This window comes from Streptomyces zagrosensis (genome assembly GCF_014203645.1).
Classification (GTDB): Bacteria; Actinomycetota; Actinomycetes; order Streptomycetales; family Streptomycetaceae; genus Streptomyces; species Streptomyces zagrosensis.
Window position 1 is genome coordinate 116,163 of record NZ_JACHJL010000004.1, and the last position, 13,504, is coordinate 129,666.

The 13,504-nt window shown below is 71.8% G+C and carries 9 protein-coding genes; 7 read left to right on the top strand and 2 right to left on the bottom strand.

What is annotated here, in order from left to right; all coding sequences use genetic code 11:
• Positions 1–41 precede the first annotated feature (41 nt).
• Complete coding sequence (locus FHS42_RS09525; RefSeq protein ID WP_184570977.1) at positions 42–842, bottom strand: protein kinase family protein; 801 nt, start codon at positions 840–842, stop codon at positions 42–44.
• A 380-nt stretch (positions 843–1,222) separates the two neighbouring features.
• On the opposite strand from FHS42_RS09525, the gene FHS42_RS09530 reads away from it, so the two are divergent.
• The 4 genes from FHS42_RS09530 (at position 1,223) to FHS42_RS09545 (ending at position 9,813) form a co-directional block, all read left to right on the top strand.
• Positions 1,223–1,627, top strand: coding sequence for a globin (locus FHS42_RS09530; RefSeq protein ID WP_184570979.1), 405 nt, complete (start codon positions 1,223–1,225; stop codon positions 1,625–1,627).
• Between the two features lie 274 nt (positions 1,628–1,901).
• The gene (locus tag FHS42_RS09535) at positions 1,902–5,330 is read left to right on the top strand and encodes an FtsX-like permease family protein (protein ID WP_184570981.1); all 3,429 of its coding nucleotides are present in this window, start codon (positions 1,902–1,904) and stop codon (positions 5,328–5,330) included.
• A 212-nt stretch (positions 5,331–5,542) separates the two neighbouring features.
• Entirely contained in the window at positions 5,543–8,530 is a 2,988-nt protein-coding gene (locus FHS42_RS09540; RefSeq protein ID WP_312866801.1) for an FtsX-like permease family protein, read from the top strand.
• A 212-nt stretch (positions 8,531–8,742) separates the two neighbouring features.
• Entirely contained in the window at positions 8,743–9,813 is a 1,071-nt protein-coding gene (locus FHS42_RS09545) for an ABC transporter ATP-binding protein (protein WP_184571600.1), read from the top strand.
• A gap of 151 nt (positions 9,814–9,964) precedes the next feature.
• Here FHS42_RS09545 and FHS42_RS09550 read toward each other — a convergent pair whose 3' ends face one another.
• Positions 9,965–10,888 carry a LysR family transcriptional regulator gene (locus FHS42_RS09550; protein WP_281392717.1) on the bottom strand — a complete coding sequence of 308 codons (924 nt, stop codon included), beginning with the start codon at positions 10,886–10,888 and terminating at the stop codon, positions 9,965–9,967.
• Positions 10,889–10,962: 74 nt separating this feature from the next.
• Between FHS42_RS09550 and FHS42_RS09555 the strand changes: the two genes are divergently transcribed.
• From FHS42_RS09555 to FHS42_RS09565, 3 genes are all read left to right on the top strand, one after another.
• Complete coding sequence (locus FHS42_RS09555; RefSeq protein WP_184570983.1) at positions 10,963–11,136, top strand: hypothetical protein; 174 nt, start codon at positions 10,963–10,965, stop codon at positions 11,134–11,136.
• Between the two features lie 456 nt (positions 11,137–11,592).
• Entirely contained in the window at positions 11,593–12,081 is a 489-nt protein-coding gene (locus FHS42_RS09560) for a MarR family winged helix-turn-helix transcriptional regulator (protein ID WP_184570985.1), read from the top strand.
• A complete protein-coding gene (locus tag FHS42_RS09565; RefSeq protein WP_184570987.1) occupies positions 12,078–13,388 on the top strand; it encodes an MFS transporter in 1,311 nt (436 codons plus the stop codon). The genes FHS42_RS09560 and FHS42_RS09565 overlap by 4 nt, the downstream gene beginning before the upstream one ends.
• Positions 13,389–13,504 lie beyond the last annotated feature (116 nt).

Genomic DNA, 13,504 nt, shown 5'->3' on the forward strand with positions numbered 1-13,504 from the left:
TCCGCCTCGTCGTCCTCAGCTTCAAAAGCCAGCCCCAGAAGTTAGCCCCAGAAGTCGGCCCATAGGCGGGCGGCCTCAACGGTTGGTTCGATTCCCGTGACGCCGTATTGCCTCCAGTCTTCCCAGGACCGTGCCTCCGCCTCTGCGAGCGCGCGCACCCCCTCGCGGGGTGCGTCAGCGAGAGCGGGCACCGTCGAGGCCCACTGGCCTGCCTGCTCCGGGGTCTGCCTGCCGTCCAAGACGAGTCGGAATCCCCACAGAGCCGCGTCGATCCATCCCGGCCCCCGTGCCGCCCAGGCCCAATCGGCAAGCCACGTCCGGTCGCCGATGAGGAAGTTCGTCGCCGCGGGGTCGGTGTGCAGGAGGCACTGGCCGGTCAGCAGCGGTTCGGCCGCGGGGTCGCAGTAGGGCCCCCACCTGTCCCAGGCCGTCATCAGCCCGACGTCCGGTGCCGGCCGGGTACTCAGCTCCCGCAGCACCGTCGCCACCGGTTCCAGGTGGTTGCCCGTGGGTGTGAAATCCGCCCACGGAGTGGCGGTGACCCCCTCGAACCCCAGCAACCGCCAGCCTCCAGCCTCCACCTGCCACAGCAGCTTGGGGGCGTAGTCGGGCAAGTAGGGGTTGACCTTCGCTTCCTTTTCCAGCTCCGCGGCCCGCTCGTGCTCGACGGGCAGGCCTTTGACGAAGATCTTCGCGCCGTCCGGGAGGAAGAGCAGCGTGGCGACACCGGAGCTCTCCCCCGTGGTCATCTCGGCCTTCTCATACGGTGCTCGCACCCGGTCTTCCACCGCCGCGCGGGCCTGGGCGGGGAGCTGGTTCCAGCCGATGTGCTCGACACGCATGATCAGGTCGGCCTCGGCCGCGGAGGATTCGGCGGGAAGGGCGGGTTCTTGTCCGGCCCCGGACGGCTGGGGGGACGCCCTGATGGTGGCTGGGAGGGAGGACGGGCAGGAGGTCTCCGTGCCTCGGTCAGCATCGGCATGGGACGAGGGTAGGGCGGCGGCGAACTGTGCTGCCAGTAGGGGCTGCTAGCGGGGGCTGCCGCGTTGGGTCTGCCAGCAGGGGCTGCCTAGCAGGGTCTCGATTCCCGCAAGGCCCGCGGAGTCGGCTGCGACCTTGTCACCCACTACTGGCTGAAGGAGACCCAGTGAGCCCAACTGATTTCCGCCGGGCAGGACCTACGTCTCACGGCCTCCGTCGCGGCATCTGAGAGCATGGAGGGGTGAACGAGATTCCGCGCGGCACGCTACAGGAGCAGACCTTCTACGAGCAGGTCGGCGGCGAGGAGACCTTCCGGCGCCTGGTGCACCGCTTCTACCAGGGGGTCGCGGACGACCCGCTGCTGCGGCCGATGTATCCCGAAAAGGACCTCGGGCCGGCCGAGGAGCGCCTCGTGCTCTTCCTTATGCAGTATTGGGGTGGCCCTCGTACGTACAGCGATGAGCGCGGCCATCCTCGGCTGCGGATGCGGCATGCGCCGTTCACCGTGGACCGCGCCGCGCACGATGCCTGGCTGCGGCACATGCGGGACGCCGTGGACGAGATCGGCCTCGCCCCCGAGCACGAGCAGCAGTTGTGGAACTACCTCACGTACGCCGCCGCCTCCATGGTCAACACCGAAGGCTGAGCGCGTACGCGCCCGGGCCCCTTGGCCGAGCCCGGCGTTGAACGTACGTGTGCGCTCTCCCACACCCTACGTATCGGATAACGGACGCTCCGTATCGTATTTCGGTCACAATCCGATCAAGTCCTGACCACAACCGCTTTCAGCCACCATCTTTCTCTGACAACATCCAGACACGCCGCCGGGCCCGACACGGCTGTTGCCGTTCGCCGGTGACGCTGTGTCCGCCATCGGCTGGCGAAGGTCCAGCGGGGCGGGGAGCAGCGCGGGGGGTTCAGTGGCGGGTTTTGTGTTCCTGCGGGTCCGCGCGCATCGATTGCTATTGGCTGCCGCGCTGGTCACCGTGCTGCTCACCACCGCCGTGCTGGCCACCCTTGCCGCCTTCACCACTGCCATCGGCGACGCCGGGTTACGGCACACGCTGCGTGAACGGTCCGCCGCGCCCGCCGCGTTGCGGGTGGCCACGAGCCTGCCGGAGGCGGAGCGCGCGAACGCCGAGCGGGTGGTACGGCGCGGCGCCGAGCAAACGTTTCACGGCCTGCCGGTGACGCTCCGCTCGATGGCTCGTTCCGGCCCCTACGCGCTGCCTCGCGAGCTTCAGTCCCCCGCCGCACGCGAGGGCGACCCGGATCTGACGCTGTTCGCGACCATCGACCGCTCCCGCGTCAAGCTGGCCTCCGGCGCGTGGCCCCAAAGCACCGCACAGGGGTCCAACGCCACCGGCCCGCTGCCCGTCGCGCTGCCTGAGACGGCCGCCGCGCGGCTGGGGCTGCGCGTGGGGGCGACGCTCACCCTCGCCGACCGGCTCTCGGGTCCTTCCGTGCCGATTCGGGTCACCGGCCTGTATCGGCCCAAGGACCGCACCGACCCGTATTGGCGCCTCGACAACCTCGGCGGCAGCGGCGTACGGACGCTGGCGTTCACCACGTACGGGCCGCTGCTGACGGACGGTGCGGTCTTCCGCGACGGTCGGGTCGCGCAGGCCGGGATGTCATGGCTGGCGACGGCCGACTTTTCCAAGCTGACGGCGGATGATGTGGACGGGTTGCGGTCGGCCGCCGAACGCGGCCGGGACGCGCTGGCCAAGGACCCCGCGCTCGGTAGCCCGCAGGTGAGCACGGCCCTGCCGACCGTGCTCGACCAGGTGGACCGCTCGCTCCTCGGCGCTCGTTCGACGCTGCTGATCGTGACGCTGCAACTCATCCTGCTCGCCGGATACGCGCTGCTGCTCGTGGCGCGGTTGCTGAGCTCCGAACGCGCGGGCGAGACCGAGTTGTTGTTGGCCCGCGGTGGTTCGGGCGGCCGGATCGCGTGGCTCGCTGCCGCCGAGGCGCTGATGCTGGCCGGCCCCGCCGCCGTGGCGGCGCCGCTGCTCGCCGGCCCGTTGATGGAACTCCTCGCCGCGCATGGGCCGTTGGCTCGGATCGGATTGCGGCTCGATACCGGACTGACCCTGCAAACGTGGGTGGTGGGCGTCGCCGTGGCGCTGGGTTGCGCGGCGGCCGTGGTGGCCCCGGCGCTGCTCGGAGCGGGGGCGCAGGGTGGCACATCGGTGGTGCGCACTCGGGCCAGCGCGCTGCCCGCGCCGCTGCGCGCCGGGGCGGATATCGGCCTCCTGGTCATCGCCGCCGTCGCGTACTGGCAGCTCGACCAGCAGACTTCGGGCGCCGGCAGCGGCGTACTCAGCACAGACGGCGGCGCCCTCGGGGTGGACCCCGTGCTGGTCACGGCGCCCGCGTTGGCCCTGCTCGCCGGCACGGTGCTCACCCTGCGGCTGCTGCCGCCCGTCGCCAAGATCGCCGAACGTCGGGCGGCGCGCGGCCGTGGCCTGCCCGCCGCGCTCGCTGGGTGGCAGCTCTCCCGCCGTCCGCTGCGGGGCGCGGGCCCGGTCCTGTTGCTCGTACTCGCCGTCGCGATGGGCATGTTCGCGGTCGGCCAGGGCGCCTCCTGGGAGCGGTCGCAGGACGACCAGGCCGACTTCGCGGCCGGCACCGGCGTGCGCGTACTGTCCAGCCGCACACCGCAGTTCGGGCAGGGCGGCGCGTACGAGGCGGTGCCGGGCGTGGCCGCGGCTGCGCCCGCCGCCCGTACGCACTTCGGCCTCTCCGGCGGGCGCGGAGCCTCGTTGCTCGCGCTGGACGCGGAGCACGCCAAGGGCTCGCTGCTGCTGCGCGACGATCTGGCGGGCCGCGACGGTGATGGGCTGCTGGCCGCCGTCGCGCCGCGCGCCGGCGACGCCAAGCGCCCCGGCATAGCCCTGCCGGGCGCGCCCGACGCGTTGCACCTGGCGGCCCGGCTCAGCGCACCGGGCCAGCCGCGGAACGCCTCGCCCAGCGACACGGTGGCCAACGTCGCGGTGACCATCGAGGACCGCTACGGCGTCCCGTACCGGCTGCGCCTGGGACAACTGCCCGCCGATGGCGCGCCCCATACGCTCGTCGCCGGCATCGCGCAAGCGGCGGGCGCGCCTGCCGGCAAGCCCGCGGGTCCGCTGCGGTTGACCGCCATCGAGCTGGATTTGTTGCAGCCTGACCGTGACGAGCAGCACCGCTTCGAGCTGAGCGCCCTGCATGCGGTGGCCCCGGGCGGGGGGTCCCGCGCGGTGCCGGTGCCGGACACGTTCGACTGGGGGGCCACGAGCGTCTTCACAGCGGAGGCGCCCGGCGCGGTCCGGGTCAAGCCGCGCGCCGAGCAGCCGCAGCACACGGCGGACCGGCCGTTGACGGCCACCTACCACACCGGAGGGCACGCCGGGGTAGGCCGCTACGGCGCTGCTCCCACCAGCACGTTCACCTTCGCCGCGCCCTGGCAGCGGCAGCCGGGGCCGCTGCCAGCGGTGGCCACCGACCGCTTCTTGGACTCCAGCGGGGCGAAAGTCGGTTCGACGGTCAACGTGCCGGTTGCGGGCGAGACGCTTTCGGTACGGATCGTGGCGGCGGCCCGCGCCCTGCCCACGACGGGCGACACGGCCGACCAGGCAGGCGGCGGGGCCGCCGACCAGGCGGCGAACACAAGGAGCAGCGGGGGTGCCGGCGACGCGGACTCCGGTGGCGGTTCAGGGCCGGACGGTGGTGCGCTGCTGGTTGATTTCCACGCCGTAAACCAGGCGCTCGCTGCCCGCTCGTCGGCCTCGCTGCCGCCGACCGAGTGGTGGCTGCGGCCGGCTGCCGGCAAGGACGATCAGGTCGTGGCCGCGCTACGGCAACGGCCCGACACCGACCCCGCGCAGGTCATCGCGCGTTCCGAGATCGCGGACGAGCTGCACGACGACCCGTTCGGTGCCGGGCCGCAGGCCGGGCTCAGCGCGGCGGCCCTGGTCGCGGCGGCTTTGGCGGCGGTCGGTTTCGCGGTCAGCATGGCGGGCTCGCTGCGCGAACGCGGCGCGGAATTCGGTGTGTTGCGCGCCCTGGGCACCCCACGGCGGCAACTCGCCCGCATGGTCGCCGCGGAACAGGCCCTCCTGATCGGCCTGGCGCTTGCGGTCGGACTCGCCCTGGGCACCGTGCTGACCAGGGCGGTCGTCCCGCTGATCGTACTGACCGGCGAGGCGGCCCAGCCGGTGCCCAAGGTGCTGGTCGAACTGCCGCTGTGGCAGGTCGGCGGGGTGCTCGCGGCGGTCGCCGCCGTACCCGTACTGATCGTCGCGGCGGTAGCGCTACGACGCGGCGACCCGGTCGCCACACTCCGCCACCGAGGAGGTGACTAGGCATGCCTGAGTCAGCAGACGGTCGCTATGAGGCCGATAGGCCGGGTGACGGGGCCGACAGGCCGGATGACACAGCCGACAGGCCGGGCGACACAGCCGACAGGCCGGATGACACAGCCGACAGGCCGGGTGCTAGAGCCGGCGAACCGGGCGACACAGCCGCCAGGCCAAACAGTGCAGCCGAAGGGCCGAGTAATGCAGCCGCCAGGGTGGTGACCGGCTGGGTGCGGTTGCGGCTGCGTGCCGCGCCGGGTGCGGCGCTCGCGCTGGCGCTCTTGGTGCTGTTGACCGCGTTCCTCGCCGCCGTGTTCCCGCGCGGGATCGACGCGTACGAGTCGCATGCCATCCGCGAGCAGATCGCCGAGGCCCCACCGGGGCACAGCGCGTACCAGATCACCTCTGGGCCGCCGGGAGCGCAGCGCCCGCAGCATGAGCGCGCTGCCGCCCTGAAGCCGGGGCCGCTCGCCGAGCAGTACCGTGCGCTGCGGCAGCAACTGCCCGCCCTGCTACGGATCGACCCCGAGCAGTCCGCGTACGGCGTACGCACGGCCGAGCCGCTGCTGGCATCCGACGCATGGTTGCCACGCCCTGACGGCCTGCCGCCGAAACTGTCGTTGACGGCCCAGTCGGCGCTGCCCGAGCACAGCCGGTTGCGCGAGGGCCGGTTGCCGCGCGCCACAAACGACCCGCCCGACACCAGCGCTGATGCCGACACCAGCACCGGCACCGGCACCGGCACCGGCACCGGCGCCGGCGCCGACGAGCCAGCCGACAAGGTGGAGGTCGAGGCCGCCGTCACGCAGGACACCGCGGACGCGCTGCGTCTGAAGGTCGGCTCACGGGTGCACCTCAACGCGCTGGGGACCGCCGATCTGTCGGCGCTGATCGTTGGCATCGTCACGCCGCGCGCCCCGGAGAAGACGTACTGGTCGGTTGACCCGCTACTACGCTCACCCGGCCTTGGCATGGACAGGACCTCTGGCGTCGAGCCCAAGAAGTTCTGGCTGGGGGCACTGCTCCTCGCCCCCGAGTCGGGCCCCTCGCTGCTCGCGGCGAGCGGCGCGCCCGAAACGTACTGGCGGCTCGCCAACGATCCGGGCCACCTCACCGGCCGCGATGTAGGACACATACGCAAGCACGTCGCTTCACTCGAAGGCGGCCCTGCCCTCGTCGCACTGCGTGAGACCACCGGGCCCGGCACCGTGTTGAACACCGAAGTGGACAGCATCCTCGGCGACTTCGGGGAGATGCGGGACGCGGTGGCGCCGGTGGTGGCCGTCGCGGCCTTCGGCGTCGGGACGGTCGCCGCCGTGGTGCTGTTGATGGCGGGCGGTCTGGCCACCGCACGCCGCCGCGCGGAACTCACGCTGCTGCGCTCACGGGGCGGCTCGCTCACCGGCATCGGCCGCCGCCTGCTGGCCGAGACCTCCGTGATCGCCTTGCCCACAGCGGCCATCGGCTGCGCCCTAGCGATCGTGATCGTGCCGGAGGCTCGGCTCGGCCCCGCGTTGCTGGCTGCCGGCACGGTGGCGATGCTGGCCTGCGGCGCTCTGCCGATCCGCGCGATCGCCGCTCACCGCCGCCCGCTGACCAGCGGTGACCGTACCGACGTGGTACGGGCCAAGCCGTCCCGGCGGCGCGCGGTAGCCGAACTCACCGCGCTGATCCTCGCGGTGGGTGCCGTCGCCGCCCTGCGGCAGCGCGGCACCGCGGACGGCGAGGTGGATGCGCTGGTCAGCGCCGCGCCGGTGCTCATTGGAGCAATTGCGGCGCTGCTGCTCGTACGGCTGTATCCGCTGCCCTTGCGGTTCGTCGCCCGTCCCGCGACCAGGCGCCGTGGCGCGGTCGGCTTCCTGGCCCTGGCCCGCGCCGGCCGCGCGCCGGCAACCGGTGTGCTGCCGCTGCTGGCCCTGATCACCGCGCTGACCACCGCGTCCTTCGGCGGTTCGGTACTCGCCGGGGTGGGCGACGCGCGGGACGAAGCCTCACTGCTCTCGGTGGGCGCCGACGCCAGAGTGGACGACAGCACAGGGCTGCCGGACGGACTCGCCGACACGCTGCGCACGGTAGCGGGCGTACGCCAGGTCGTACCCGCGCACGTCGAGTACGACCTGCGGCTGAACGACGACGGCGACGAGATCGCGCTGGTAGCCATCGACCCGGTCGCGTACAACAAGCTCGCCCGGCACGTCGGCATGGATCGCATACCGGCGGACGCGCTGCGCGGCGGGGCGCAGAGGTCCGTCGTACCCGCCATCGCGTCGCCCAGCGTCGCCAAGCGCCTGGGCACCACGACACATGCGTTGCGACCGCTCGGTGGTGACATCACGGTGAAGGTCGCCGCCGTTCAGCAGGGCAACCCGGCGACGCAGGTCAGTTCCTACCTCCTCATCGACGCGTCCCGCCTGCCCCGCCCGTACCCAACGGCCCTGCTCCTGGCCGGCAGTGGCGCCCACGGCTCGGGCATCGACACGGCGGCGCTCCGGGAGACGGTACGCAAGAGCACGGGCGCCCGCGACACGGCGAGTTCGGGTACGGGTTCGGGCACGGGTACGGGTTCGGGCACGGGCACGGGTTCGGGCACGGGTACAGGTACCAGCTTAGGTACGGGCAAAGACGCCGGCACAAAGTCAGCAGGGGGCGCACAGGAGAGCGACGGGGCGCAGGAACGTACCGCGGGCGCGGGCGGCACCGTCAGCATCAAGTCCCGCGCCGAGCAGTACGCCGAACTGGCCGACTCGCCCCTCCAAGACGGTACGGAGCAGTTGTACGCGGCGGCGGTGGCGGCGGGCGCCGGGTACGCGGCGTTGGCCGTGCTCCTCTCGCTGCTCCAGGCCACACCGGAGCGGACGGCGTTGCTGGCCCGGCTGCGCACCATGGGTTTGACCCGCCGCCAAGGGCGCCGGCTCCTGGTGTTGGAGGCACTGCCGCAGGCCCTACTGGCCGCGTGCGGTGGCGCGCTCGTCGGTTACGGAGCTATTCGTCTGCTCGCCCCCGGATTGGACCTGACGCGATTGGCCCTGTCCGCACGCTCCGGCTTTGACGCGTTCGGCACCGTACGACTACACGCCGACACGATGTCCTTGCTGATCCCCGCGCTGGGCGTGGTGGTGCTGACCCTGGCGGTGGTGCTGGTGCAGGCGTGGTGGAGCGGGCGCCGCAAGGAGAACACCGAGCTGAGGGCGGGAGAGTCACGATGACACAGACGGCAGCCGGCGAGCCGGCATCCAAGGGCGCGGCATCCAACGGCGCGATACCCAAGGAAGCCGCGGCCAAGGGAGCGGCGTCCAACACGGCGACCACGGGAACGGCCAAGGGGACGGCAAGCAGCGAGGCCCACCGGACCGACGAGGTGACCGACCCGGCGGCGGTGAACGGGCCGGCCGCGGTGAGCGAGCCGGCGAGTGGGCCGGTGAGTGGGCCGGTGAGTGGGCCGCGCCCCGCCGTGCCCTCGCTCGCCGAGCTCGAACGCCGGGCCACCTCGCGTCGCGACCGCCCGGCCTACGGGCACGACGCGTTGATCTCGTGCGACCGACTGGTACGGGTCTTCTCCACCGATGGGGTCGAGGTACAGGCGCTGCAAGGGCTCGATCTGCTCGTCACCAAGGGTGAGTTGATGGCGCTGGTCGGCGCGTCCGGAAGCGGCAAGTCCACGCTGATGAACATCCTCGCCGGTCTCGATGTGCCCACGGCGGGCGCGGCCACGGTGGCCGGGAGCGACCTGCTGAACATGGACGCGGGGGCCCGGCTGCGCTACCGGCGCGACATCGTCGGCTTCGTCTGGCAGCAAACCGCTCGTAACCTCATGCCGTACCTGACGACCATACAAAACGTGCTGCTCCCCATGCAGTTGCGGGGCCGCGGCCGGCAACGAGCGGAACGTCTCAAGCACGCCGACGAACTACTCAAGATGCTGCACATCGACCACTGTCGGGACAAGCGCCCACAACAGATGTCCGGCGGCGAACAGCAGCGCGCGGCCATTGCCGTGGCCCTCGCCAACACGCCGGCCGTGCTGCTCGCGGACGAGCCGACCGGCGAGTTGGACTCGGCCACCGGAGAGGAGATCTTCGCGGCCTTCCGCACCGCCAACGCCGAGTTGGGGACGACGGTGGTGATCGTCACCCATGACCAGACCGTGGCGAGCGAGGTCCGTCGAACGGTCGCGATCCGCGATGGCCGCACCTCGTCCGAGGTCCTACGCCGCACCGAGGTGGACGCCGAGACGGGCCAGGAATCCCTGGTGGCCCGCGAGTACGCCATGCTCGACCGCGCCGGGCGCCTGCAACTCCCGGCCGACTACACGGAGTCGCTGGGCATGGAGCACCGCGTACTCCTCGAACTCGAACCCGACCACATAGCCATCTGGCCGGACCACACCCCAGCCCCCGAAGAGTCCACGGCCACGGAGCCAGCGGCCCGTACCGAATCGACGACCCACGAGGAACCTGCGTCCACTCCCCCGGCGCCCGACGCCCCCTAGCGCTGCCGTCTTCCTGGCCGCGCCCGCCTATCCGCCATGGCCAGACGGGCCCCCTCCCGGCACCTCGCGGCCCCTACCAACGGGTCCGCGGGCGCAGCAGGCCAGGCGCTCAACTCCCGTTGGTGACCCCGCCGTTCGGGGCCCGTCTCACCTAGCCGCCCATGGCCTGGTGGTCGCGCACCACCTCTTGCAGCACCCGTATCCCGAGGTCGATCAGCGGGTTCTGCCTGCTGCCCCGGCGCACGCAGGTGAGGACTCGCCGCGTCATCATGTTCTCCCTCGACACCGGCACCCGCACCACCGCCTGACCCGCCGGGCCCTCGGCCAGTCGCGGGATCAGCGAGACGCCCAGCCCGTTCCCGACCAGCGCCCAGACCGCCAGCCAGTGGGCGGCGGCGTGCACGATACGCGGTGAGAACCCGGCCGCCGCGCACAACACCCGCACCCGCTGGGAGTGGTCGCAGGCGCCCGGGTCGGCGACGATCCAGTCCTCGTCCGCCGCGTCCTCCAGCCGTATCGACACCTCCCGCGCCAGCGGGTGATCGGCGGGCACCAGCAGGAAGTACGGCTCCTCCAGCAGCGGACTCTGCTCCAACCGCGCGTCAGCTGGCTGCGGCCCACCCTCGATGGGCTCCACGACCGCGAGGTCTACCTCTCCGGCCACGAGCAGGTCCAGGCTCTCCGCGGTGTCGCACTCGCGCACCTGCACCAGCAGGTCGGGGTGGCTGTGCCGCAGCCGCCCGGCCGTAGGCGCGATGAGGCCGCTGATCGCGGTGGTGAAGCCCGCGATACGCAGCGGCCCGGCCAGGCCCGCCCGGTAGGACTCCAGCTCCGCCTGCGCCTCCTCCCACCGGGCCAGCAGCGCGTCAGCGTGGCCGATCAACAGGCGCCCGGCCGGCGTCAGCCGGATGCCGCGGCCCTGCGGTTCCAGGATGGGGACCTTGAGTTCGCGCGCCAGTTCGCGCATGTGGTGGGAGACCGCAGACGGGGTCAGGCACAGGGCTTCAGCGGCAGCGGTGACCGTGCCCTGCTGGTGCACCATGCGGAACATATGAAGCCGACGCAGGTCAATCATGAAAGGATTTTGCACACATCACCCACAAATCTTGCAATAGACCGCAACGGTTGTCCCGGGCCATTCTGCTTGCCATGAACACTCACTCGAACACCATCGTTTCCCAGCACACCACCAGCGAGGGCCTCGTGGTCTGGAGCCGCTGCGGCTGCGGACGGCTTCAGATGGTCCTGGTTCCCAACGGCAGCAACGGCAGGGGACTTACCGCGGGCGGACACGACGTTCAGTGCCCGCACTGCGGCCGTTAGCGCGGCGCAAGCCGAACGGCATGGCGCCGGGAGGAGAGATCGGGACGGAAGGGGAGACCGGGTTGAGACACGGTCGCGGCTGCGTGTATCCCCCATGTGACGCGCGTCCTGGCGCACCCCTATAGCCGCTACGCACCCACACACCCAGCACCCACGCACCCAGCACCTACGCACCCACGCACCCACGCACCCACGCAGCGAGGTCAGGCACACCCGGTGCTTCGTTGCGCGGGACGCCCCAAGCGTCCGAGGAACGACCCATCGGTAGGTCGGCGCCGCCGCCGGGGCGGGCCCGGCCTTCCCCCTTGACCACCTGGGCAGACCCGCAGGGACTTTCACCCAGTCGCCCGACTGACCGTTCGCGCTGAACCCGGGTCAAACACCAGAACCGGGCTGTCGCCGGCCACCCCGCCATGTACCGCAGCGCCGTTATATTAGCGCTGTTATATTAGCGCTGTGACATCTTCCGATCCCACAGCGCTGCCCGACCCCTGGCACTCCCTGCACGAGTTGCTGGCCGCCATGGACGCCGAGATCGAGCAGGTCTACGTCGAGCGTGGCATCGAGGGGGTACGACCCCGGTTCGCCTATCCCCTCATCCGGCTCGCTCACACCGGACCACTGACCATCCGCGAGCTTGCGAAGTCCCTGGACCGCTCGCACTCCGCGATCAGCCAAACCATCGCCGCCATGCGCAAGGAGGACCTGGTCACCTCCGAGCCGGGGCCCGATGCCCGCACCCGGCGCATCGGCCTGACCGAGCGCGGTCGATCGCTGGTGCCGTTCCTGGAGGCCGAGTGGCGCGCCACCCACGCGACGGTCGCCGAGCTGGACGGCGAGATTCCGTATGCGTTGAGCACCGCCGTTGAGGAGGTGCGGCGGGCGCTGGAACACCGGTCGATGCGACAGCGGCTCCTGCACCACCTGGTCGAACCTCCGCGATGAGGGGACGTGTCCGGTTTCTCGACATCGGCCCGCTCCGTAACAGTCGGCCCTTTCGCGATCTGTGGCTTGGCACCTCGGCCTCCCAACTCGGCGGCCACATAGCCAACGTGGCGGTGCTGGCCCAGGTCTGGGACCTCACCGGCGATCCGGTGAGCACAGGCGCCATCGGATTGGCCACCGGCCTGCCCATGGTGCTGTTCGGCCTGCTCGGCGGCGCATTGGCCGACGCCATGGACCGCCGTGCGGTGGTACGGGCCGCCACCGCGGGCCAACTCCTGGCCGCCGCTGGGCTGTGCGCCCAGGCGCTGGCGGGCAACCGCAGCGTGCTGTTGCTGCTCGTCCTGGTCGCCGCGGGGGCGGCCAGCGGCGCTCTTGGCGCCCCAGCCAGGCGCACCTTCCCGGTTAGGCTGCTGCCGAGTGGCCAGGTCGCCTCCGGTCTCGCGCTGACCAACCTCTCCTTCCAGGCGGCGATGTTGGCCGGGCCCGCGATGGCCGGGCTGATCATCGCCCGCTGGGGCTTTCCTGCCGCTTACGCAACCCAGACCGTGGCCATGGCCATCTCAACGCTCACGGTGATCCGCCTGCCGGTCATGAAGCCCGAAGGCGCCGCGGCGGCAGGCAGCGGGCGCCGGTTGGAGCGGGGTGAGCGCCGGCTGGAGCGGGGCGGCTGGCTGATCGCTCTGCGTCGCCCCACGCTGTGGGGCTCGATGGCCACCGACCTGTCCGCGACGCTGCTCGCCATGCCGATCGCGCTCTTCCCACTGATCAACGAGGTCCGCTTCGGGGGCAACCCGCAGACCCTGGGCCTGTTCCTCTCGGCCGTCGCGGTCGGGGGGATCACGGCCGGTCTGCTGTCCGGCACGGTGACGCGCTGGCGCCGTGCCGGCCTGGTGCAGTTGTCGGCGGCCGGCGTGTGGGGTCTGGCGCTGGCCTGTTTCGGTCTGGCCGGGCCGCTGTGGCTGGCGCTCGGGTGTCTGGCCGTGGCGGGCGCCGCCGACACCGTGTCGGTGGTCACCCGAAGCGCCTTGGTGCAACAGGAGACCCCAGACGCGTACCGGGGGCGGGTCTCCTCCATGGAGCACGTCATCGGCGTCGCAGGCCCCGAACTCGGCAACTTCCGTGGTGGCCTCCTGGCAGCAGCCACCTCCGCCTCCTTCGCCCTGGTCGCCGGCGGGCTGTCCGCCCTCCTGGCGATCGCCGCCGTGGCCTCGGCTAACGCCCCCCTCCGCGCCTACCGCACGCCACCGCCTGCCGCCGCGAAGCCGACCGTTTCCGGGGCCACCGAGGCGGTGACAGCCGCTAGTTGAGCTGCTGCGGCCCCAGCCTGGAGCCCGACCAGGCGAGGACTGGGGCCGCAGTGGCAGGGCCGACTCGAACTCGTTGAGTACCAGCGCGGCACGGACGCGGGCGTGAGCAACGGTTG